This is a genomic window from Bacillus sp. PK6-16 (assembly GCF_056530295.1).
Genome location: NZ_CP096511.1, coordinates 1,321,386 through 1,344,673 on the forward strand (window position 1 = coordinate 1,321,386; position 23,288 = coordinate 1,344,673).

General features: G+C 35.7%; 26 protein-coding genes and 1 pseudogene. 18 read left to right on the forward strand and 9 right to left on the reverse strand.

All coding sequences use genetic code 11. The annotated features are described in order from the left end of the window. The first annotated feature begins 33 nt into the window (after positions 1-33). Both M1D66_RS06905 and M1D66_RS06910 read left to right on the forward strand, forming a co-directional pair. The gene (locus M1D66_RS06905; protein WP_000902435.1) at positions 34-516 is read left to right on the forward strand and encodes a GNAT family N-acetyltransferase; all 483 of its coding nucleotides are present in this window, start codon (positions 34-36) and stop codon (positions 514-516) included. A 99-nt stretch (positions 517-615) separates the two neighbouring features. Next, on the forward strand, positions 616-1,479 hold the full coding sequence (locus tag M1D66_RS06910; RefSeq protein WP_000201346.1) for a LacI family DNA-binding transcriptional regulator: 864 nt from the start codon (positions 616-618) through the stop codon (positions 1,477-1,479). Between the two features lie 24 nt (positions 1,480-1,503). Here M1D66_RS06910 and M1D66_RS06915 read toward each other — a convergent pair whose 3' ends face one another. Together M1D66_RS06915 and M1D66_RS06920 are read right to left on the reverse strand one after the other, a co-directional pair. Next, on the reverse strand, positions 1,504-2,823 hold the full coding sequence (locus tag M1D66_RS06915; RefSeq protein ID WP_000994816.1) for a Na+/H+ antiporter family protein: 1,320 nt from the start codon (positions 2,821-2,823) through the stop codon (positions 1,504-1,506). A gap of 131 nt (positions 2,824-2,954) precedes the next feature. Continuing rightward, positions 2,955-3,953 carry an alpha/beta fold hydrolase gene (locus M1D66_RS06920; protein WP_000898973.1) on the reverse strand — a complete coding sequence of 333 codons (999 nt, stop codon included), beginning with the start codon at positions 3,951-3,953 and terminating at the stop codon, positions 2,955-2,957. 121 nt (positions 3,954-4,074) lie between these two features. Between M1D66_RS06920 and M1D66_RS06925 the strand changes: the two genes are divergently transcribed. Beyond that, the gene (locus M1D66_RS06925) at positions 4,075-4,551 is read left to right on the forward strand and encodes a ribbon-helix-helix domain-containing protein (protein WP_000151931.1); all 477 of its coding nucleotides are present in this window, start codon (positions 4,075-4,077) and stop codon (positions 4,549-4,551) included. 124 nt (positions 4,552-4,675) lie between these two features. On the opposite strand, the gene M1D66_RS06930 is transcribed toward M1D66_RS06925, so the two are convergent. Beyond that, entirely contained in the window at positions 4,676-6,265 is a 1,590-nt protein-coding gene (locus tag M1D66_RS06930; protein ID WP_000265553.1) for a bifunctional metallophosphatase/5'-nucleotidase, read from the reverse strand. A gap of 200 nt (positions 6,266-6,465) precedes the next feature. Here M1D66_RS06930 and M1D66_RS06935 point away from each other — a divergent pair, with 200 nt between their 5' ends. From M1D66_RS06935 to M1D66_RS06945, 3 genes and pseudogenes are all read left to right on the forward strand, one after another. Then, on the forward strand, positions 6,466-6,729 hold the full coding sequence (locus tag M1D66_RS06935; protein WP_000727561.1) for a YqkE family protein: 264 nt from the start codon (positions 6,466-6,468) through the stop codon (positions 6,727-6,729). A 67-nt stretch (positions 6,730-6,796) separates the two neighbouring features. Beyond that, positions 6,797-7,321 (forward strand): GrpB family protein, encoded by a 525-nt coding sequence (locus tag M1D66_RS06940; RefSeq protein ID WP_001227186.1) that lies wholly within the window; start codon positions 6,797-6,799, stop codon positions 7,319-7,321. 127 nt (positions 7,322-7,448) lie between these two features. Further along, positions 7,449-8,275: pseudogene (locus M1D66_RS06945) on the forward strand (aldo/keto reductase). Between the two features lie 58 nt (positions 8,276-8,333). Here the strand turns inward: M1D66_RS06945 and M1D66_RS06950 are convergent. Further along, a complete protein-coding gene (locus M1D66_RS06950) occupies positions 8,334-9,248 on the reverse strand; it encodes an aldo/keto reductase (RefSeq protein WP_016123309.1) in 915 nt (304 codons plus the stop codon). 92 nt (positions 9,249-9,340) lie between these two features. Continuing rightward, the gene (gene mciZ, locus M1D66_RS06955; RefSeq protein ID WP_000870302.1) at positions 9,341-9,475 is read right to left on the reverse strand and encodes a Z-ring formation inhibitor MciZ; all 135 of its coding nucleotides are present in this window, start codon (positions 9,473-9,475) and stop codon (positions 9,341-9,343) included. Positions 9,476-9,549: 74 nt separating this feature from the next. Here mciZ and M1D66_RS06960 point away from each other — a divergent pair, with 74 nt between their 5' ends. Next, positions 9,550-10,089 carry an NUDIX hydrolase gene (locus M1D66_RS06960; RefSeq protein WP_000067042.1) on the forward strand — a complete coding sequence of 180 codons (540 nt, stop codon included), beginning with the start codon at positions 9,550-9,552 and terminating at the stop codon, positions 10,087-10,089. Between the two features lie 24 nt (positions 10,090-10,113). On the opposite strand, the gene M1D66_RS06965 is transcribed toward M1D66_RS06960, so the two are convergent. After that, entirely contained in the window at positions 10,114-10,665 is a 552-nt protein-coding gene (locus M1D66_RS06965) for a GNAT family N-acetyltransferase (RefSeq protein WP_000803479.1), read from the reverse strand. 155 nt (positions 10,666-10,820) lie between these two features. On the opposite strand from M1D66_RS06965, the gene spoIIM reads away from it, so the two are divergent. The 9 genes from spoIIM to corA all read left to right on the forward strand — a co-directional run bounded on the left by spoIIM (position 10,821) and on the right by corA (position 18,827). Next, positions 10,821-11,438 carry a stage II sporulation protein M gene (spoIIM, locus tag M1D66_RS06970; protein WP_013142149.1) on the forward strand — a complete coding sequence of 206 codons (618 nt, stop codon included), beginning with the start codon at positions 10,821-10,823 and terminating at the stop codon, positions 11,436-11,438. 107 nt (positions 11,439-11,545) lie between these two features. After that, positions 11,546-12,001: a ferric iron uptake transcriptional regulator gene (gene fur / locus M1D66_RS06975; protein WP_000392657.1), complete on the forward strand. Its 456-nt coding sequence runs from the start codon at positions 11,546-11,548 to the stop codon at positions 11,999-12,001. A 103-nt stretch (positions 12,002-12,104) separates the two neighbouring features. After that, a complete protein-coding gene (locus tag M1D66_RS06980) occupies positions 12,105-12,335 on the forward strand; it encodes a YqzK family protein (RefSeq protein ID WP_001250432.1) in 231 nt (76 codons plus the stop codon). A 6-nt stretch (positions 12,336-12,341) separates the two neighbouring features. Continuing rightward, entirely contained in the window at positions 12,342-13,232 is an 891-nt protein-coding gene (gene xerD, locus M1D66_RS06985; protein ID WP_000390088.1) for a site-specific tyrosine recombinase XerD, read from the forward strand. Positions 13,233-13,378: 146 nt separating this feature from the next. Continuing rightward, positions 13,379-14,119 carry a FixH family protein gene (locus M1D66_RS06990; RefSeq protein ID WP_000733456.1) on the forward strand — a complete coding sequence of 247 codons (741 nt, stop codon included), beginning with the start codon at positions 13,379-13,381 and terminating at the stop codon, positions 14,117-14,119. Positions 14,120-14,473: 354 nt separating this feature from the next. Beyond that, positions 14,474-15,658 (forward strand): phosphopentomutase, encoded by a 1,185-nt coding sequence (gene deoB / locus M1D66_RS06995; RefSeq protein WP_242555078.1) that lies wholly within the window; start codon positions 14,474-14,476, stop codon positions 15,656-15,658. A gap of 12 nt (positions 15,659-15,670) precedes the next feature. After that, positions 15,671-16,492 carry a purine-nucleoside phosphorylase gene (locus M1D66_RS07000; protein WP_001078446.1) on the forward strand — a complete coding sequence of 274 codons (822 nt, stop codon included), beginning with the start codon at positions 15,671-15,673 and terminating at the stop codon, positions 16,490-16,492. 7 nt (positions 16,493-16,499) lie between these two features. Beyond that, positions 16,500-17,804 carry a pyrimidine-nucleoside phosphorylase gene (locus M1D66_RS07005; RefSeq protein ID WP_001243069.1) on the forward strand — a complete coding sequence of 435 codons (1,305 nt, stop codon included), beginning with the start codon at positions 16,500-16,502 and terminating at the stop codon, positions 17,802-17,804. A 60-nt stretch (positions 17,805-17,864) separates the two neighbouring features. Further along, positions 17,865-18,827, forward strand: a complete 963-nt coding sequence (corA, locus tag M1D66_RS07010; RefSeq protein WP_002000765.1) for a magnesium/cobalt transporter CorA — start codon at positions 17,865-17,867, stop codon at positions 18,825-18,827. A 30-nt stretch (positions 18,828-18,857) separates the two neighbouring features. Here corA and M1D66_RS07015 read toward each other — a convergent pair whose 3' ends face one another. Together M1D66_RS07015 and M1D66_RS07020 are read right to left on the reverse strand one after the other, a co-directional pair. After that, positions 18,858-20,147 (reverse strand): NCS2 family permease, encoded by a 1,290-nt coding sequence (locus M1D66_RS07015; RefSeq protein ID WP_000676248.1) that lies wholly within the window; start codon positions 20,145-20,147, stop codon positions 18,858-18,860. Positions 20,148-20,281: 134 nt separating this feature from the next. Continuing rightward, on the reverse strand, positions 20,282-20,953 hold the full coding sequence (locus M1D66_RS07020; RefSeq protein ID WP_001161449.1) for an SIMPL domain-containing protein: 672 nt from the start codon (positions 20,951-20,953) through the stop codon (positions 20,282-20,284). Between the two features lie 159 nt (positions 20,954-21,112). Between M1D66_RS07020 and M1D66_RS07025 the strand changes: the two genes are divergently transcribed. Both M1D66_RS07025 and M1D66_RS07030 read left to right on the forward strand, forming a co-directional pair. Next, positions 21,113-21,532, forward strand: coding sequence for a MarR family winged helix-turn-helix transcriptional regulator (locus M1D66_RS07025; protein WP_001003307.1), 420 nt, complete (start codon positions 21,113-21,115; stop codon positions 21,530-21,532). Positions 21,533-21,631: 99 nt separating this feature from the next. Further along, entirely contained in the window at positions 21,632-22,177 is a 546-nt protein-coding gene (locus M1D66_RS07030) for a hypothetical protein (RefSeq protein WP_000873787.1), read from the forward strand. Positions 22,178-22,196: 19 nt separating this feature from the next. Here the strand turns inward: M1D66_RS07030 and M1D66_RS07035 are convergent, their stop codons facing one another. After that, entirely contained in the window at positions 22,197-23,282 is a 1,086-nt protein-coding gene (locus M1D66_RS07035; RefSeq protein ID WP_086386164.1) for an ABC-2 transporter permease, read from the reverse strand. Positions 23,283-23,288 lie beyond the last annotated feature (6 nt).

Sequence of the window (23,288 nt, forward strand, 5' to 3'; positions counted from 1 at the left end):
TATCACAATGATATAAAAGGGGAGAAATAGGAAATGCTGCATATACAAAAAATTACACCAGCGATGAAAGAAACAATCCGAATGTTCATGTGTGAGAACTGGGGAAGTTCATTGATGGTGTCACGTGGTAAGGGACATCAGTTAGAAGAGTTGCCAGGATTTGTTGCGCTCTCAGATGACAGAATAATCGGAATTATAACGTATGAAGTGACCGGAAATATATGCGAAATTGTATCGCTAGATAGCTTTGAAGAAAGAAAAGGAATAGGGACGAAACTTGTGGATTGTGTATTACAAGTTGCAGAAGAAGAACGGTGCAGACAGGTTTGGCTTATTACAACAAATGATAATATGAATGCGTTACGATTTTACCAAAAACGTAATTTTGTAATGACTAATTTATATGTGAATGCGGTAGAGGAGGCACGAAAAATAAAGAAAGAAATTCCACGTATGGGATATGATAATATCCCAATTTTACATGAAATTCAGTTGGAGTATCGTTTAGTGAAATGATGTAACAATTTTCAGAAATGTGAGTTATTAATCTTGACGGATAGTGTAATTTAGGTTACCGTAAAATTGTAATCTATTACCATATTAAGGGGTGACGATGTGGCAACTATACGTGATGTTGCAAAATTGGCAGGTGTTTCAGTCGCAACCGTTTCACGAGTTATTAATGAAAAAGGATACGTTCATGAGGACACAGTAAAACAAGTAAAGGAAGCAATTGAAGAATTACGTTATAGGCCAAACAGTGCAGCGAAGCCACTATTTAAAGAGAATTCAACGATAATTGCATTACTTGTAGATAATTTATGTAACCAATCAAACATCACTTTGCTACATTGTATTGAGGAAATAGCATATAAAGAAGGCTATCAAATCATTATTTGTAATATAGAGAATAAAGATAGATACATACATATGCTGAAGCAAAATAACATTGCAGGTGTTATTTTGACGAGAGCAGTTTTTAAAAGTGTAGGAGAAATTCCATTTCCGTTTGTTGTGATCGATGAGCAACAATCACATGGAAATTATTATGAAAGTGGACAGAGAGCTGTTTCGTTATTAAAAGAGAAAGGGTGTCACTTTCTTGCATATTTCGGTGAGGGAGAAGAAAGTGAAGAAATGGAAGATCATATAGCAGGGTTTTTAGACGCTGTTTGGGATGAAGGAATCTCTTATCGAGAAGAATGTGTACAAGGGTATACAAATAAACAATTTATTACATTATTGCAAAACAATCCGTATATAGATGGAATTGTAGCCTCAAGTGATCAGATTGCTATTGAGTTAATTCGGTCAGCGAGATTTCTAAATATACATATACCAGATAAATTAAAAATTGTTGGACCGAATGGGAGTATAGAGTGTGAATGGATAGGTTCATCACTACCGACAATTGAAAGCTATGTCAAAGATAACGGAAAAGTAGCTTTTCAACAATTAAAAGGAAAAATAAAAAAGTAAAAGGTGCGTTTTATACGCACCTTTTTATAATGTAATTGCGGCAATAAAGCCAAATATAAGTAACGGTATATTGTAATGTAGAAAAGTGGGTACACATGTATCCCATATATGATGGTGCTGACCATCAGCATTTAAACCGGATGTTGGTCCAAGGGTACTATCCGATGCTGGAGATCCTGCGTCACCTAGTGCTCCGGCTGTACCGATAATTGCAATTGTGGCCATTGGACTAAATCCAAGCTGAATGCAAAGAGGTACAAAAATGGTTGTTAAGATAGGGATGGTTGAAAAGGATGAACCAATTCCCATCGTAACGAGAAGTCCAATAACGAGCATAAGAAATGCAGCGAGTGGTTTGTTATTTCCAATTATATGTGCACTCGTTTGCACCAGAGATTCAACATGTCCTGTTTTTCGAAGAACAGCGCCGAATCCAGCGGCAGCAATCATAACAAAGCCAATAAAGGACATCATACGCATTCCGCTTGTTAATATCGCATCTGCTTCTTTAAGTGGTAGACTGCCACTAACTGATAAGACGATAATACCTGCTAAAGCACCGAAAATCATTGATTCTGTTGTTAATTGAACAGTTAATGTAGCAATGATAGATAATAACCCGAAAGTAATGCTACGTTTTGTATAGGGAACGATTTCATTTTCGGTAGTATGAATTTGTTCTGTTTCATACGTACGAGGTTTTCGGTACGTAATGAATACCGCTACACATAATCCAATAATCATACCAATTGCTGGAATAGTCATTGCTTTTGGAATAAGTGTGACATCAAATGTAAGGCCGCTTTGCGCAGCGTTGGTTTGTAATACGTCATGATAAATTTTTCCGAATCCTGCAGGGATCCACATATAAGGAGTAATCAATCCAAATGTAATAATACATGTGACAAGTCTGCGATCCACTTTCAGCTCATTTAATACTTTTAAAAGTGCTGGAATTAAGATGGGGATGAAAGCAATGTGAACAGGAATCACATTTTGTGAGAAACAAGCCATCGTTAAAATAATGAATAAAATAAGTATTTTAGAATAAACTTGTTTTTTCGTGTCTTGTTCATTGCCAATCCATTTTAATGCAGTTTGAATCATAGCATCTGGAAGTCCTGTTTTGGAAAGGGAAATAGCGAAACCACCAAGCATTGCATAACTTAAAGCGATTGGAGCACTGTTTCCAAGACCAGTTGTAAAAGTGTTAATCGTTTCTGAAATACCGAGTCCGCCGATAAGTCCGCCTGTTAAAGCTCCAACAATGATGGCGACAATGACCTGGACACGTAACAAACTAAGCAATAGCATAATTGCTACTGCGACGAGTACAGCGTTCATAATAAATGTAATCTCCCTAAATTTTTATTCTGTTAAGACAAGTAAATATGAAACATTTTGCTATGTTTATACATGCTTGCGACATATTATTATAAAATGTTTTCTATGAAATGTAAAAGAGCCTTTTGTTACTAATGCTGAAAAGCTAGCTCTTGTTTAATTGATTGTAAAGAATTAGCGAATAATTCTGGTTCTTCTAAATCAGGAGAATGTGCTGAATTTGGGAACCAAATCATCTTTTTTATAGGCGCTTCAATAATATCGCAATATTCCTGAACGAGTGCATAAGGAGTTTGATAATCATAGCGACCAGAACAAAAATAAACTGGAATAGATAAACTTGAAATAGAAGAAAAGAAATCGATTGTCAGCATTTCTTCCCATAAAACACCAGATTTTAAATTTCCTGCGAGAAACTTGAACCAATCTAATAGCGTATATTCAGGAGAAAAGAAACCTTTTCGTATGAAAGAAAAGGAAGATCCGTTTTGGATTGCGCCTCCAAATGTGCCAAGCCACTTTCTTTGAATAATGAGACGTCTCGTATCTAAAAATGGTGGTTTGCCTAATTTTAAAAGGGAAGCTAATGCTTTTTTATGATCATGTTTTTTTGCAGAATGAATTAAATGTTGATATAGCAATTCTTCATTTTGTTTCATATGTACAATTTGCCCAATACCGATGTAAGCCTCGATATACTTTGGATATTGATGTGCTATGTTAAGCCCAATAATACTTCCCCAAGAATGACCAGCGAGAAATAGTTTTTGTTTGTTGAACCTTTTAAGTACATATTGAATCACTTCTTTTGCATCGGAAACGAATTGTTCGATTGTGAAATTTGCTCCGAAATCTTTCATTGAAAAGGATTTACCAGCCCCGCGCTGATCCCAATTAATAACAATAAATTGCTTCTCTAATTCTTTTTGAAAATGGCGAATAAATCCGATTTGTGCCATCCCAGGTCCGCCGTGACAGCATAATAAAATAGGTTGCTCTACGTTTTGTCCACGCATAAGGAGAGTTTGTTTTCGATTATTAATCATAACGCTTTCTATCGTAGCGATACTATTAGGAATAAGTTGTTTGTTTTCGTTATAGAACTGAGGGGTGTAGCTACGAAAAAGCATATTGAAAACCTCCTTTTGTGAAATCGTATGAATCGCACAGGCTATTCATTTTGCATATACTGTTAGAAAATCATTGTAACATACCATACTAGTGTCATTTCAACACGGGAGGAGGGAAATTGTGACGATTGGAGAAATTATAGATGGTTTAAATAGACGTGAATCCATCGCTATTATAGCAAAACGTCTTGAAATAAGCCCGTATACATTATCGAAGAAATTAAGATTGATTGGATACGAATATGATGGAGAGCAGAAGAAACGTATTTTTGTAGGAGATGGAGAAGAACCACGTCACTTACAACTCCAAGAAGCGACCGCCCTTCAATATGAGAAAACAGATTATCAATTATTAATTTATGAGCAATTACAAAGCATTTATGAGTTATTAAGAAAAAGAGAAGAAGTAATTGCACCAATTGTGAGTAAAAGTACAGAGAAAAAGAGACGGACCTTTTCTATTAATACAGAAATATTAGCAAGATTGGACCTTATATCAGAATCGAAAGGAATTCAAAAATCTAAACTTGTAGAAGAGGCGTTGCAACAATTTTTACAGCAATATGAAGTTGACAAAACATCACATTTTGATAACTAAAGAAAAGGATACTGTGTTCATTAGAAGAACGAGTATCCTTTTTATGATGTATATTACGTATAAAATAGAGGGTCAGTACAAATCCTTTATGCGTGAAAAATGAAATTTATTATTAGAGAAACACTTAATTTACTTTTTGAATTCTTCCATCAATAACTGGCTGAATTGGTTCTTTTAATTGTTTTACGTAATTGACTAACGCTTCAAAGTCGTTTGGCCCAGTTTCTGCATTTTTACCATTTTTAAATGATACGAATCCATCACCGCCAGAAGCTAAGAAGGCATTTGCAACTACGCTATACGTTGTAGATGGAGATAATTCTTCTCCGTTTGTTAAACGTATATTTGTAACTTTTTCACCGTTTGGTTTATTTGCATCCCACGTATATTGAATACCTGAAATTTGAAGCATTCTTGTTGTTCCTTTTTGCCATTGCTGATTTAAAATATCGCGAATGTCTTGACCTGTTAAATTTACTTTAATCAATTGATTTCCAAAAGGTTGAATGCCGTATAACTCACCCCACGTAATATCACCAGCATCTAAGTCATTACGAATGCCACCAGGATTCATGAGGGAGATTTGAGTTTGCATCGTTTGACGCTGAGCATCGGCAACTAAATTTCCAAGAGTGGACTCACCAGCATCATTTTGTTTACGGTCGATAGGTGCTGTAGATTTTCCGACCACTTCATTTACAAGTGGTGCGATTTTTTCTTTATATTGATCTAGTTTTTTCTTTACTTGTTTATCAGGTTCTACACCTTCATGATACGTTGTAACAACTTCAGCTTTTTTCTTTACAATATCCTTTGTTTTACGATCAATTGTTACATCGACGTCTGAGAAAGCCATTCCATATGAATTTGCTTGGACAATTAGTTTATTATTTACTGTACCATTTACATACGTATGACTATGTCCACCGAAGATAACATCAACTTCTGGGTCTGTTTCATTTGCAATTCGAGTAAGGTCGCCATTTGTTACCCCAGACTCATCGGTTGTTCCACCGACATGAGCAAGAACGACGATAGATTTAACGCCGAGGCGTTTTAATTGTTGTGTTGATTTATTAATTGCTTCTACTTCATCAGTAATTTGTACATTGTTAAGCATCGTAGGCATAACAACATTTGGTGTATCAGTTGTAACAACCCCAATGAATCCTACAGGAACACCATCTACCATTTTTACAGTAAATGGTGGTAAAAATAAGCGGCCAGTTGATTTGTTATAGAAATTAGCAGCTACATAGGGGAAGTTAGCCCCTTTGAAATTTCCTGTTTTTTCATGATATCCACCGTAAATGAGGCGTTTCATTTCATCAATGCCTTCATCAAATTCATGGTTCCCGATTGTACCGACATCAAATTTTAAGTCATTTAAAAATTCAATCGTCGGTTCATCTTGTAATAATGCTGAAACTGGTGGACTAGCTCCGACGATATCACCAGCATGTACGAGAAGTGTATTAGGGTTTTGTTTTTTATGTTCTTTTAAATAAGTAGCTAAGTAATCAGCGCCACCAGCTTCTTTATTATTGATTTTTTTAACAGTATCTAGTTGTCCATGGAGATCATTAATACCAAGCATTTGTACGTCTATGTAGCGGTTTTGTTCAGCTGGATTCTGAGATGGGGGAGCGGCAAATACGCTTGAAAAAGTAATGGTGCTTAAAACAGCAACGGCAGGAATAATTTTTTTCCACATAATATAATTCTCCTTTTTTATAATCTGACATCATACGACATAATTTTAATAGATTCATAGGATTATAGCTACATAAAAATTTAGTCTTTTCGAAAAATTAACATATTTACAAAAAGTGAATAATAGAGTAAAGACCCTTTTTTATTGTCGATTTCATTGTGTATCTACTATAATGGAGAAAAAAGTAAAAGGTGAGTAGCATGAAGAAAAAGAAACAAAGACAAATGCAAAGACAATCACAAGTGAATCAACCAAAGAAAGAAACACTTACATTAGGCGATCAATTAAATGATTCACTCATGCAACAATTAAAGAGTAAGAAGAAAGAGTTGCAAGTGAGGGAAGAGGAAAAAGAGGCAGCTGAACTGGAAAGAAAGCGCCAAGAACAAAAAGAACGTGAAAAGAATAAATCATTTGAAGAACTGCTAAGTGAAAGTAACCTTACTTGGAAAGACTTTAAATAATAAAAAAATGATCAGTGAAATACCACTGATCATTTTTTGACGAGCTTGTAAGAAAAGGGGAGTTAGAATGAGAAAAATTGTCGTTGTTCCACATGAAAACCATTGGAGTGAAAAATTTCAAATGGAGGCTAAAAGATTAAAATCAGCGATGCCAGAAACGGTAAAAATTCATCATATTGGAAGTACGTCAGTTCCCGGACTGGCAGCTAAACCTATTATTGATATGATCATGGAAGTAGAAAATATCGAAAGAGTAGATGGGTGGAATGAACGATTTATAGAGCTTGGTTACATCGTAAAAGGGGAAAATGGTATTTCAAGACGCCGATATTTTATTCATGGAACTGAAGAAAAACGCTCGTATCATTTACACGTGTTTGAAAAAGGAAATCCAGAGATAGTAAGGCATTTAGCATTTCGTGATTATATGATGGCTCATTGTGAAGAAGCAGAGGCATATGCAACCTTAAAGAAAGAATTAGCCGAAAAGTATACATATGATGGCGCGTTATATACGGAAGGAAAAAATGAGTTTGTGCGCAATGTGGATGAAAAAGCGAAAGAATGGAGAAAAAATAACGTGAATGAATGAGTTCACGCTATTTTTTAGCTATATAAAAGTGTTATGTAAACTGTACGTATGTTTTGACTTTTGGGATGAATCTTGTTGAAATAAAATTGTGGCTTATAAAAAATGTAACAATGAAAGGGAGACGACTGTGCATATTCCAACAACTACACTTCATAATGGCGTGAAAATGCCGATGATTGGTCTAGGCGTATATAAAGCGAAAGAAGGAGACGAAGTAAAGCAAGCAGTAAAAACAGCGTTAGAAGTTGGATACCGTTCGATTGATACAGCAACTGTATATGAAAATGAAAGCGGTGTCGGAGAGGCGATACGTGAATCAGGAATTCCAAGAGAAGATATATTTATTACAACAAAAGTATGGAACGACGATCAAGGATATGAGGAGACACTCGAGGCGTTTGAAAAGAGTTTGAAAAAATTACAAATGGACTATGTAGATTTATATTTAATACATTGGCCGGTAAGAGGGAAGTATGTTGATACGTACCGAGCTTTAGAGAAATTGTATGAAGAAGGTAAAGTGCGTGCGATTGGTGTTTCTAATTTTCATAAACATCATTTAGAACTATTATTACCAAATTGCAAAGTGAAGCCGATGGTAAACCAAGTGGAACTTCATCCGATGTTGACGCAATTTGAGTTGCGAAATTATTGTCAAGATGAGCAAATTCAAATGGAAGCATGGAGTCCGTTAATGAGGGGCGGAGAAGTATTCCAGCATCCAATCATTCAGGCTATTGCTAACAAATATGAAAAACACCTGCACAAGTTATATTAAGGTGGGATATTCAAAGCGGGATTGTTACAATTCCTAAATCTGTTACACCATCTCGTATTAAAGAAAACTTTACTATTTTTGATTTTGCACTAACTGAAGAAGAGATACGTCAAATTAACACGTTGAATCGTGATTTACATGTAGGAACGAATCCTGATAAATATGATACGTTATAAAAAAGACTGTCTCCTAATACTGGAGACAGTCTTCTGTTTTATCGGTAATTCGATATTTTTAACGATGCAAAGCATATGTGTCATATTTAACAATCTTTTGAAGTTGTATATATTCTTCTTTCGTTAAAGGTAACTGTTGACTAGCTCGTATATTTTCCTGTAATTGTTGAAGAGAGCTTGCACCAGGTATAATAGCTGCAACAGTCTTATTATGTAAGCAATATTGAATAGCTGTTCCTGTTAAAGAGCGTTCTCCAATTATTTCTTTTACACTTGCTAGAGTTGCATGTAATTCATCGTAAGAATAAGAGAGATAATCCTTTTCCTTTACTCTTTCTATCTTTCTTGCATTATTGTCAGTTAAAATTCCTTTTGCAAGTGGCCCGCGGGCAATGACGCTAATTTGGTGTTCATTTAGAAGGGGGAACCATTCTTCTGGACGACGATTTAAAAGGCTATATTCCATTAGTACACTAACGATGTTTGAGCGTTTTGCATATTCACGAACGACATTTGGGCGTATAGAAGAAATACCGTAATGGCGAATAATACCTTCCTTTTTCAATTCTTCAAAAGCTTCAATTGTTTCATCTATTGGATCTTCAATTGTTCCGCCATGAAGTTGGTAAAGGTCAATATAATCAGTTTGAAGTCTACGTAAACTTTCCTTTACTTCAGTCTTTATGTAAGCTTTAGAAGGATCCCAAGACCAGCCATTTTTTTCTTCTGTCCAACGATTTCCAACCTTCGTTGTAAGTACAATTTGGTCTCTTCTTCCCTTCAAGGCTTTTCCAACAAATTCTTCATTTAATCCGTAATCATATAAATCTGCTGTATCAAAAAAATTAATTCCTAAATCGATCGCTTCATCGATAATATGCATAGCTTCTGTTTCAGATGTACCGAGAGACATACAGCCAAGGCCCATTTCTGTAACAAACAAATCTGAGTTTCCTAATTGACGTTTTTTCATAGGTCAACCTCCTTACCTTTATTGTACGAGAGGGAAAAGAGGTTGACAAACGTTTACTTTCCGCTTCGCATTAACTGCCCGTAAAAGCATGATTAATGTTTCACTTTATTTGCTGTAATCCACTCTTGTACAGTTGTATACTCTTTGCTATATTGCTTTAGCTTATGGCGAATTTGCCATGCTTTTCCGACTAAAGTGACGCGATTTGGTAAAATATAAACTTTCATTTCTATCACGCTCCTTTCAATGTGGTAAAATGTATGAGGAAAGAATAGGAAATAGAACAGGGAGATGAAGTAGTATGAGTAATCTTGCAGAGAGAACAGTAAAAACTGAGCCAATTTTTGATGGTAGAGTTATAAAAGTTCGTGTTGATGATGTAGTATTACCAAATGGAGCAATGAGTAAACGTGAAATTGTAAATCACCCTGGTGCAGTTGCTATTATTGCTATTACTGATGAGGGGAAAATTGTGCTTGTTGAGCAGTATCGTAAAGCACTTGAAAAGGCGATTATAGAAATTCCGGCTGGCAAGTTAGAACCTGGTGAAAAACCTGAGGTAACAGCAGTTCGTGAATTAGAAGAGGAAACAGGATATGTATGTGAAAATATGGAGCTCATTACTTCTTTCTATACATCTCCAGGATTCGCAGATGAAATTTTATATGTATATAAAGCGACAGGTTTGACAAGAAAAGAAAATAAAGCTGAGTTAGATGAAGATGAGTTTGTGGAATTAATGGAAGTATCGTTAGAAGAAGCGATTACTCTTATGAAAGATCTTCGTATTCATGATGCGAAGACGATGTTTGCAGTACAATATTTACAACTACAAAAATAAACACTCGCCAAAGGCGAGTGTTTATTAATTGATTTTTGCATATACACGTGCATCACGTAAGCTACCATCTGGTGCTAGGAAATCATTTTCCATTGTCCCTTCTAGAATGAATTCTAGACGTTCTGCTAAGCTACATGCATTGATATTTGTTGCATCAGTACGAATTTCAATTCTTCTAGCGCCTAGTTTATCAAAGGCGAACTGAATTGCACCTTTAACAGCTTCGGTCATATAGCCTTGTTTTGTATAGGCACTATGTAGCCAGAAGTGAAGTGAAAACTTTGGAATATCCCAGTTTTCAGGCTTTAGTGTAATTGCTCCGATGAATGTACCAGATACTTTATCGTATAAGTGAAAATCAAGTGTTTCACGAAGTAAAAACTGTCCGTGAGCTTCGCGAACAATTTCTTCAGCACTCTCTTCAGTTTCAGCGTTAATTGGTATCCACGGTACTAAGTCTTCTAGAGAAGCTTGGATTGCTTCATATACTTCTGCACCATCACCTGGAAATGGTTTACGAACTTGCAAGCGTTCGGTTTGAAATAATGTTGGAAAATCTAATAATAATGGTTTCAAGAGAAATCCCTCCTATTCTCTACTTTTTAGTTTAGCAAAGTAGAGCGGAATTTCAATGTTAATTCGTCATACTTTTTTCTTTCTTTCATACATTTTTAATAAGAGTGTGAACGGAGGGAAGAAAAATGTGGCGAAAAAATTGGCAAGACCGTGTAATGTCTCACATACAGGAAAACTCTTCATTATATATATTTAACGCTGTTTTATTATTGATGGGAGTAATATTCGGAGCCATTCTCGTGAATAGTTTACAAATTAATCAAAAACAAGATTTATCATTTTATTTACAACGTTTTTTTGGACAAGTCTCTAAAGGAGAATTTGCCATTGCGGGCGAAATGTTTCGAGAAAGTTACTTTTCGCAATTAAAATACATCGGATTTATTTGGATTTTAGGAATTTCAATTATTGGATTACCACTTATTTTTATTTTATTATTTGTAAAAGGAGTTGTCGTTGGATTTACAGTTGGTTTTTTAGTAAGTCAGCATGGATGGAATGGACTATTACTAGCATTTGTATCTGTTTTGCCACAAAATTTAATTATCATTCCAGTCTTTCTCGTTATGACAACCATTGCTGCAAGTTTTTCTTTACGGATGATTAGGCATCAATTTATTAGAAAAATAACCGAGCCACTATTACCATTATTAATCCGTTATACATGCTTCTTTCTCGTAATTGGAGTGGTGTTAGCACTTGCTTCTAGTGTGGAGGCTTACGCATCACCAGTTTTAATGAAAGAAGTCGTTGAGGCTATTAATAAAAAATAAATACTTTTTGAGAATAATTATCAATTTGTTTTTATTGTTTTTTCTTTTGACAGAAGCCCTTCTTCTGATATAATGGTGTAAGAGTGGCGAGGAGGGAGTAGTACCGAATGGAAGAAAGAATTGAACGAATTAAGAAGCAATTACATGCAGCGAGCTACAAATTAACACCGCAACGTGAAGCAACAGTTCGTGTGCTGCTAGAAAATGAAGAAGATCATTTAAGCGCAGAAGATGTTTACCTCCTTGTAAAAGAAAAGTCGCCAGAGATCGGATTAGCAACCGTCTATCGAACTTTAGAACTATTATCTGAGTTAAAAGTTGTCGATAAGATTAACTTCGGAGACGGTGTTTCACGCTATGACTTACGCCAAGAAGGTGCGCAGCGTTTCCACCATCATTTGATTTGTACACAATGTGGTGCTGTACAAGAAATACAAGAAGATTTACTTGGTGAAGTGGAAAGGAAAGTAGAACGAGACTGGAGCTTTAAGGTGAAAGATCATCGTTTAACATTCCATGGGATTTGTAAAAATTGTCAAGAAAATGAAACGGATGAAAAATAACCTTTTCCTATTTATCTAGGAAGAGGTTTTTTATTTGAATAAGGTATAAATTGGTGAAAGCTTGGCATATGTTGTAATAACTTATATTTTGGAGGAATTTACAATGCGCCGAGCTTTAAAATTAACTTTTGATGGAATAAAAGTATTTTTATTATTTACAAGTTGTACGATTTTGTTTTATTTCGCTATACTATGGATAAATGAAGAATATGAAAGCTATCATCGTTATGAAAAACCTAAAGAAGAGACTGTAGAAAAAGTATCAGGGAATGAAGAACCGGCAAAGGATGCTTTCGTAAATAGAATGATGTTTTTCTATGAAAATGGGGAGTAGTGTAGAGTGGAAGATCAATTAAAAGATTTTATTCATTATATGGTTGTCGAAAAAGGATTAGCAAAGAATACAGTAGTATCTTATGAACGGGATTTAAAAAGCTACGTAAAGTATTTGCAAAATGTGGAACAGACGAAAACTTTTCATGAAGTGACCCGTTTACACATTGTTAACTTTTTGCAGTATTTAAAAGAGAACGGAAAATCTTCGAAAACATTGGCGCGTCATATCGCATCAATTCGTTCGTTCCACCAATTTTTACTTCGTGAACGAGCGGTAGAACACGACCCATCCGTACATATTGAAACGCCACAAGGGGAACGGAAATTACCAAAAGTATTATCAGTTGATGAAGTAGAGGCGTTACTTCAAACACCAAAAATGACAAGTGCTTTTGGTATTCGTGATAAGGCGATGCTAGAGTTACTGTATGCGACAGGACTTCGTGTTTCAGAATTGATTGCACTCAATTTAGAAGATGTACATTTAACGATGGGATTTGTTCGTTGCATAGGGAAAGGGAATAAAGAAAGAATTATTCCACTAGGAAGTTTAGCAACGGAAGCGATTCAAAAGTATATTGAAAAAGGAAGAAGAGAATTAATGGGGAAAAAAGTAGTAGATGCACTCTTTTTAAACCATCATGGTAATCGATTATCAAGACAAGGATTTTGGAAAATATTAAAACGATTAGCGAAAGAGGCAAATATTGAAAAAGAACTTACACCTCATACGTTGCGTCACTCGTTTGCTACGCACTTATTAGAAAATGGAGCAGATTTACGTGCTGTACAAGAAATGCTTGGACATGCAGATATTTCAACTACGCAAATCTATACGCACGTTTCAAAAACTAGATTAAAAGATGTATATAAACAGTTTCATCCGAGAGCATAGTTACTATGCTCTTTTTTCATAGATTAAGAGGGGAAGACCGTTTCACAGAAACTTCACAAACATTTCGTATATTGTTTTCAGCAGAAGACTGGAATATTACAATGTATTTCCTCTATACTAAATAAAGTATAAAGGAGGAAATGATGATGAAAAAACTGATTATAACTTTATTTATCGCGATGCTAGCGTTGGCTGGCTGTAATACAAACAAAGAAGAACCGAAAAAAGAACAGAAACTTGAAGCTGTAAAAGTAGCAGTCCAAACAAATCCGAAAGAAATTAAACCAGGTGAAAAAACAGAAGTACAAGCACTTGTTACACAAGGGAAAGAAAAAGTAACGGATGCCGATGATGTAAAGTTTGAAATTTGGAAAGATGGCGACGAAAAGCACGAGATGTTAGATGGTAAGCATAAAGGAAAAGGTGTTTATGCAGTAGAGAAAACATTCGAAACGGATGGAGTATACCATATTATCGCTCACACAAATGCACGTGAAATGCACGTTATGCCAGAAGTGAAAGTTGCTGTAGGAAATGCGAAAGTAGAAGATGCAAAAAAAGAAAATAGTGATCACAGTGCAGGACATGGAGATCATAAAAGTGACACAATGATCCATCTTATGGCTGGAGACATAAAGGCAAATGCTGAATCTACAATGAAAGTTCATTTAAAGCAAAAAGAAGAAGCCCTAACTGGTGCTGAAGTACAACTAGAGATTTGGAAAGATGGTGTTGAAAAACACGAATTTATTCCAGCGAAAGAAGGGAATAAAGGAGAGTATGAAACGAAACATACTTTCAAAGAGAACGGTGCTTACAAAGTGAAAGTACATGTAAGAAAAGGCGAATTGCATGAACATAAAGAAGAAACAATAGAAGTAAAATAAAAAGTAGCTCTTTAGAGCTACTTTTTATTTTTAATATGAAGAAATAAATCATAAAAAAATTAGCACTTCGTTGCAGAATGGATTACAATAGAAGTGTGAAGAAAATGAGAAATTCTACGAAAATGTATTAAAAAGAAAGCGTAAACATGTTATGATATCAGTATCAGATGTCTGACATCTGACTTAGAAAAAACTAGAAATGTTTTTGAATCGTTTCAAGTAAACGAAATAGGTTAGAAAATGATTTAAAGAAGTACTGTTTGACAATGAGAATTCTTTTGGATAACAGTTTCACTTTATAGCGTTTTGAACATACTACAAGAAGTAGAACTGAACTTATAGGAGGTCGCAGTTATGAATAAATATAAACGTATATTCCTAGTCGTAATGGACTCTGTGGGAATCGGTGAAGCACCAGATGCTGAGCAATTTGGTGATCTAGGATCTGACACAATTGGTCACATTGCTGAACATATGAATGGGTTACAAATGCCTAACATGGTGAAATTAGGTCTTGGTAACATTCGAGAAATGAAAGGTATCTCTAAAGTAGAGAAACCACTTGGATATTACACAAAAATGCAAGAGAAATCTACTGGTAAAGATACAATGACAGGTCACTGGGAAATCATGGGCCTTTACATTGATACACCATTCCAAGTGTTCCCAGAAGGATTCCCGAAAGAATTACTTGATGAATTAGAAGAAAAAACAGGCCGTAAAATTATCGGTAATAAGCCAGCTTCTGGAACTGAGATTCTTGATGAACTTGGTCAAGAGCAAATGGAAACAGGCTCTTTAATCGTTTATACTTCTGCTGATAGCGTATTGCAAATTGCAGCACACGAAGAAGTAGTGCCACTTGATGAGTTATATAAAATCTGTAAAATTGCACGTGAATTAACATTAGATGAGAAATACATGGTAGGTCGTGTTATTGCTCGTCCATTCGTTGGTGAACCTGGAAACTTTACACGTACACCAAATCGTCATGACTATGCATTAAAACCATTCGGCCGTACAGTAATGAACGAATTAAAAGATAGTGACTACGATGTAATTGCTATTGGTAAAATCTCTGATATTTATGATGGTGAAGGGGTAACAGAATCACTTCGTACGAAGTCTAACATGGATGGAATGGATAAGCTTGTAGATACATTAAATATGGACTTTACAGGTCTTAGCTTCTTAAACTTAGTTGACTTTGATGCATTATTCGGCCACCGCCGTGATCCACAAGGATACGGAGAAGCTCTGCAAGAATATGATGCACGTCTTCCAGAAGTATTCGCAAAACTAAAAGAAGATGATCTATTATTAATTACAGCAGACCACGGTAATGATCCAATTCACCCTGGTACTGACCATACACGTGAATATGTACCATTATTAGTATATAGCCCAAGCATGAAAGAAGGCGGACAAGAGTTACCACTTCGTCAAACATTTGCTGATATTGGTGCAACAGTAGCAGAAAACTTCGGTGTGAAAATGCCAGAATACGGAACAAGCTTCTTAAACGAGCTAAAGAAATAGGGGGATAAACAAATGAATCGTGAACTTATTACAAAATCAGCTTCATACTTAAAAGAGAAATTTCAAGAGACACCACAAGTAGGACTAATCCTTGGATCAGGACTAGGTGTATTAGCAGACGAAATTGAGAATGCAGTAACAGTACCTTACAGTGAAATCCCTGAATTCCCAGTATCAACTGTAGAAGGCCATGCAGGTCAACTAGTATTTGGTACACTTCAAGGTGTAACAGTAGTAGCAATGCAAGGACGTTTCCACTTCTATGAAGGATACGACATGCAAAAAGTAACATTCCCAGTTCGTGTTATGAAAGAACTAGGTGTAGAAACAGTAGTTGTAACAAACGCAGCTGGTGGTGTAAATACATCATTTGAGCCAGGCGATCTTATGTTAATTTCAGACCACATTAACTTCATGGGTACGAATCCATTAATCGGACCGAATGATTCTGAAATGGGCGTACGTTTCCCTGATATGTCTACATCATATACAGTAGAACTTCGCGAAATGGCGAAACAAGTTGCAGCAGACTTAAATATTAAAGTACAAGAAGGTGTATACGTAGGAATGACAGGTCCTGTATATGAAACACCTGCTGAAATTCGTATGCTTCGTACACTTGGCGGAGATGCAGTTGGTATGTCAACAGTACCTGAAGTAATTGTAGCGCGTCACGCTGGTATGAAAGTATTAGGTATTTCTTGTATTTCAAATATGGCAGCTGGTATTTTAGATCAACCACTTCACCACGATGAAGTAATTGAAACGACAGAACGTGTTAAAGCTAACTTCTTAGCATTAGTAAAAGCAATCGTAAAACAAATGAAGGGGTGACTTCACAATGAGAATGGTGGACCTAATTGCAAAAAAACGTGACGGACATGCATTAACGACAGAAGAAATTAACTTTATTGTTGAAGGATATACGAATGGTGATATTCCTGATTATCAAGTAAGTTCACTTGCAATGGCAATTTTCTTCCAAGATATGAACGATCAAGAGCGTGCTGATTTAACGATGGCAATGGTAAATAGCGGTGATACAATCGACTTATCGGCTATTGAAGGTGTAAAAGTAGATAAGCATTCAACAGGTGGTGTTGGTGATACAACGACACTTGTATTAGGTCCATTAGTAGCTGCTTTAGATGTACCAGTAGCGAAAATGTCTGGACGCGGTTTAGGACATACTGGTGGTACAATTGATAAATTAGAAGCAGTTCCAGGATTCCATGTGGAAATTGAAAACGATGAATTCATGCGTCTTGTAAATGAAAACAAAATCGCTGTTATCGGCCAAAGTGGTAACTTAACACCTGCTGATAAAAAGCTATATGCACTTCGTGATGTAACAGCAACAGTAAACTCAATTCCGCTTATTGCAAGTTCGATTATGAGTAAAAAAATTGCTGCTGGTGCAGATGCAATTGTTCTTGATGTAAAAACTGGAGCAGGTGCATTTATGAAAACGGATGAAGATGCAAAACGTTTAGCAGAAGCAATGGTACGTATCGGTAATAACGTTGGTCGTAATACGATGGCAGTTATTTCTGATATGAGTCAACCACTCGGTGAAGCTATCGGTAACGCATTAGAAGTTCAAGAAGCAATTGATACATTACAAGGTAAAGGGCCGAAAGATTTAGAAGAGTTATGTTTAACACTTGGAAGTCAAATGGTGTACCTTGCTGGACAAGCTTCATCTTTAGAAGATGCACGTGAAAAGCTAATTGAAGTAATGAACAACGGAAAAGCGCTAGAATCATTTAAAACGTTCTTATCAGCGCAAGGCGGTGACGCATCTGTTGTTGATGACCCTTCTAAATTGCCACAAGCACAATTTAAAATTGAAGTGGAAGCGAAAGAAGACGGATATGTATCAGAAATCGTTGCAGACGAAATCGGAACAGCAGCAATGCTTTTAGGAGCAGGACGTGCAACGAAAGAGTCTGAAATTGATTTAGCAGTTGGTCTAATGCTGCGCAAAAAAGTAGGCGATAGCGTGAAGCAAGGTGAATCTCTCGTTACAATTTACGCAAACCGCGAAAATGTTGAAGATGTAAAAGCGAAAATTTATGAGAACATGAAGATCTCTAAAGAACACGTAGATGCACCAACTTTAGTACACGGTATCGTAACGAAGTAATAAAAAAAGCTGAGGAGATTTCTCCTTGGCTTTTTTTACTATTTTTTGTTTATAATAATAATGGGTGAAATTATGATTAGAATTTGTGCAGTAACAAAAACAGATGAAGTATTATATGATGTTTCTCTAGAAGAAACAAAGAAAGACCATATTGTATGGTATTGGCTAGATTTATATAAGCCAACGAAAGAAGAGTATACATATATTCTGCAAGACCATTTTAAGTTCCATCCCCTTGCAATTGAAGACTGTATAGAATACGTACAGAGGCCAAAAGTTGATTTTTATGATGGATATAACTTTTTAGTTCTTCATGCATTTGGGGAAGATGGACTAGAACCGCACGAAATCGATTTATTTATTAGTGATCGTTATATTGTTTCTTTCCACTTTTCTCATAACAATGCAATCGAAAGAGTATGGAAAACACTTGGAGAAAAGAAGCGTATTAAAAATAGTCCTTTACATGTAGCTCATACAATTATTGACCAAATTGTAGATGACTATTTTGCGCCTGTATATTACATTGAGGATCATTTAAATGCAATTGATGATAATTTAACCGGGGAGACAGCAGGAAGTGTATTAGAAGAGGTATTTGATATACGTGCAGATTTATCAAAGCTAAGGCGTACAATCATTCCGATGCGTGATTTATTATATCGTATTTTAAATTCGACTCGTTTTTATGGTATAAGCGATCATGAAATTTACTTTAAAGATATACATGATCATTTGCTTAAACTAACAGAAATGATTGAGGCAAGTCGAGAGTTAACAGCAGATATTCGGGATAGTTATTTTTCATTAAACTCACATCATATGAATAACATTATGAAAACATTAACTGTATTCTCGACTATTTTCATGCCATTAACATTTATTGCGGGAGTATATGGAATGAACTTTACGCATATGCCAGAGCTTGGTGGACAATATAGTTATTTTATTTGTCTACTTATCATGGCACTAATTGGCGGCGGAATGATGGCCTGGTTTTATAAAAAAGGATGGTTTAAGTAAAAAAACACCGAGGATTTCCTCGGTGTTTTTTTAACCAATAGCATGTAATACAAACATAGCTAAGAATAAGCATGTAATGATATACATAGATGGTGCGACTTCTTTACGCTTTCCAAGAGCAACTTTTAAGATAGGGTAAGCAATAAATCCGAACGCAATGCCATCAGCGATACTATATGTGAGCGGGATCATGACGATAATTAAGAACGCTGGAAATCCTTCTGAAAAATCGTTCAGAGGAATTTGCTGAATGCTTGTAATCATCAGGCCGCCAATAATAATTAAGATTGGTGCAATGGCACTATCAGGAATTAGTTTGACAAACGGAAGTGCAAACAATGATGCAAAGAATAACAACCCCGTAACGATAGACGTCAGACCTGTCTTTCCGCCTGCAGTAATACCTGCGGCACTCTCTACTGTTGATACGGTAGGGCTTGTGCCAAATAGACCACATGTCATTGCTGAAATTGCATTGGCTTGGTAAGCACGTGGGAATTTACGGTCATCTTCTAATAAACCGTGCAGAAGTCCCATGTTCTCAAAAATAAGCACCATGCTTAAGGAGAATGTTGCAATCCAAAACGGTAAGGAAGAAAGTTTGCCAAATGACATAGCTCCAAACACATCGCCGTAATTAGCGAATGAGAATGAACTATTTCCGATTTGACTTGTATCAACAAGGCCAAATAGCCATGCAATACCAGTTCCTATTGCAATCGTCCATAAAAAGTTTCCACGTACGTTACGAATAAATAGTACAAGTGCAACGATAAGAGTAAGCACGGTCGCAAGAACGACAGGGTTACTTAATTTACCCATTGCAACAGCAGTATTTGGGTTCGAAACGACTAAGCCACCTTTTTGCAATCCGATAAACGCTAAAAATAATCCGATGCCGACAGTAATTGCTTCCTTTAATGACTTTGGAATTGATACTGATAGCACGCGAGCGATTGGTGTAAAAGCGGCAATTGCAAAAATAATACCAGAGATAAAGACAGCAGCCAATGCTTCTTGCCAAGTTAGTCCAAGCGTATGCACAGCTGTGTACGTGAAGAATGCATTTACACCCATACCAGGGACAAGAATAGCAGGTGCATTTGCCCAAAATGCCATGAGTAGACATCCGACAAATGAACTAAAAACAGTTGCTAAAATTCCAGCTTCAAGAGGAATGCCAGCATCGGATAAAATTGATGCATTTACAATCATAATATATACGATCGTGAAAAATGACGTAACTCCAGCTAAAACTTCTTGTTTTGGTGATGTTTCGTGTAAACCTAATTTAAATGTTCTTTCAAGTATTCCTTTCATGTTAAACCTTCTTTTTCATATCCCTCTCCCACCCGTGATATCTCTTTCGTAAGAGCTCACCGTCCTTTATTATATCAGAACATCATGTTTTTACAACAAGGAAAATGATAACGTTTACTTATAAATGAAATTATTTATAAATACGTAAAAATTGCCCGTATTGTTGAAATAATTTCTAACTCTCCCGATTGAATGGGTGGAGCTGCTTGCGCATGTAAAGTAGCATAAGACGTAACCTCCCTTGGTAATTGGGCAGATTCTTCAACGAATGAGAGGGGAACAGGATTAATATTTAAATTATATGTACTCGCAATAGCACGAGCTTTTTCTACTGCTTGGTGCAGAGCTTGAATGAGAGCTTGCTCATAATATTTATTTGGATGAGATACTCGGAAACGTAAACCTTTTGCTACATTTGCTCCATTTGAAACGGCTATATCATATACTTCCCCAGCTTTTTGTACATTTAAAACGGTAATTTCATACAAATGCTCTACACGGTATCCTTGCAGCAATGCTTTATCATTTACATATTCGTATTGAGGAGTAATTGTATAAGAAATCGTCTCTATATCTTTATCGGCAATACCAAGCTGTTTAAGTGCATCCAGCAATTGTTTGGATTGCACTGCATTTTCTTCTTGAGCCTGTTTTACATTTTTATCATCTGTTCGAATGCCAAGCGTTAATATAACAACATTCGGTTTTGCTTTTACAACACCTTCTCCTTGTACAGTAATAGTAGCTTCTTTACCAGTATTAGCAGTGCGTACGTTGTGTAAATAAGGATTCATTCCACCCTGCATTTTCCATCACCATCCTTTTTATATGTATATGTGTGAACAAAAAAGAAATTTATATGAAAAAAGTTACATAAATGAGAATCTTGAGGAAAGAAAGCATATACAACATAGGTATTTATAGATTATAATATGTGTAAATATGATAAAAAAGGGACGAGGCTATTGAACGAAAAAAGAGAAACGCTGATTTTAGATTTATCTGCATCATTTCGAAAAATGATACGTTTATTACAAAATGATATTAATACACGTTTTGCAGAACATATGCCATATAATGAATTTTCTGTATTACGTGCGTTATTTTTAAACAGTCCACAGATGGCTTCGCAAATTGCGAGTGAAGTAAACGTAACCTCCAGTCATATTACAGCTGTTACAGATCGTCTCGTACGAAAAGGATTAGTAGAAAGAAAACGTTCTAATTCAGATCGTCGAATCGTGTACTTAGAAATTACAGAGCACGGAAGAGAAGTAACTGAAAAACTTGAAGCTGTGCGTAAAGAATATTATAAAGAGAGATTTAAAGGTTGGAGCGACCAAGAAATAGAAATGGTCTTAGAACTATTTGGCCGCGTATTATAATAAATGAGGATAGGAAGCGAAAGCACTCCTATCCTTTTTCTTTTGAATAAAAATATTTTGAAACTCCGATACTTTAATTAAAAGATCGGAGGAAAGATTATGAAATATATTGCTGCACTTACCATTTTATTTGGTAGTTTTTTCTGTTTTCAAACATTCACGTACGCAGATACGCCTATCCAAGTGGTGCGAAAAGAAGTGAAGTACATCGAAAACGATAATACAGTCTTATATTCAAAATTATGGGTTCGTTCTATGCAAAACGCAGTATTATTCCACCATAGCGATAATATTCGTAATCGGGACACATTACGTAATGTAACAAGTTCATCGCTTGTTAAAGCGAAGCAACTATCTTTTCAGAAAGCAGCACTCTATATACCGAGACTATCGCAATACGTATCAAAAATAGGAAAAGAAAATATTCAAGTGTACTACATTGCGATTCACTATAATGTGAAAAAAGAAAATGCATATCAATTAGATGGCATGAACTATTTTCTACAAGTATTCGTAAAAGAGCGTGGGGAATGGAAAATTGCCGAAAGTGTAGTTGCACCGACAGAGCAAATTGTGCAAAATGGTGATGGATTTGGGATGAAAGAAGAGATGGTGTATGGGGATAGGAGAGAGAATGTGAAATAACCTCCTCTTAAAGAGGAGGTTATTTCACACGCCAAGAAAATTTAAATTTTAATAAGCGAGATAATAGTAGGTAGACTATCGTACTGGTCCCTATAAAACCAATATAATAATTTACGATAGAATGACTTCCGCCCGCTGCCATTCCTCCAAACATTCCAATAAAGATTACACAGCATATCATACATAGTGTTTTAAGCTTCGGATATAATAAAAAGTTTCCGTTTTGTTCATTAGGTGATCTTGTATATAAGTACATTCCTAAAGGGAATAGAATAAGTATATTTGCGATTGGACCGGTAAGTTTTGTTGCTGAAGGAATATACGTAAAATTAGGTTCATCATGACGTACGCCTTGTTGATCAGTATAAGCACGTTGAGGATCGTAATTAAACTTAATATTGAATCCGCGAACTGGCGCTAAAATACTCACTTTTTCTATTACTGAACCGTAACGATCTACATTTTCCTCCGTATAGACGGTATGATTGGAAGTAAGTCCAACCGTATGAATAGAAATAGCTCCGGCAATTAGAGCCGGCAAAATAAAAGGGAATCCAAGTATAGCAACACTGAAAAATCCTTGTGAAATCATATTACCAGCAATTGTTCCTATACATAATGCAAGTGTATATATAGCAACTAAGATAATAACCATGTATAAGAAGTAAGTATGAAATGGTGAAAATATTTGATACTTATTATGAAAGGTTGTCTTTTTCATAATAGCAAAAAGTCCCCAATTTAGTATAACGATAGCTACAATATTACACACACCAAAAAGCCATTTCGTTATGAAGAGATGTGTTCGTTTAAATGGCATAGACCATAAAATGTCACTTGATTGATTTTGACGTTCCCATCCAATAAGAATGCAGGCTAATATAATAAGGAGTCCTCCTTGAACCATAATAGCATCGGGAAGTGAAAGTTGATAATTATATCGGTATATATATTTCCATTCATTATGTTCATGAAAATATTTTAATTGCTCGGCAGCTGCTAAATAGTATTTATATGATAGTACATAAAAACTTACTAACCAAAATAGCCAAACAATATATTTACTTTGTTTGTAGGTATGTACCCATAATGCTTTTTGAAACATAGGATC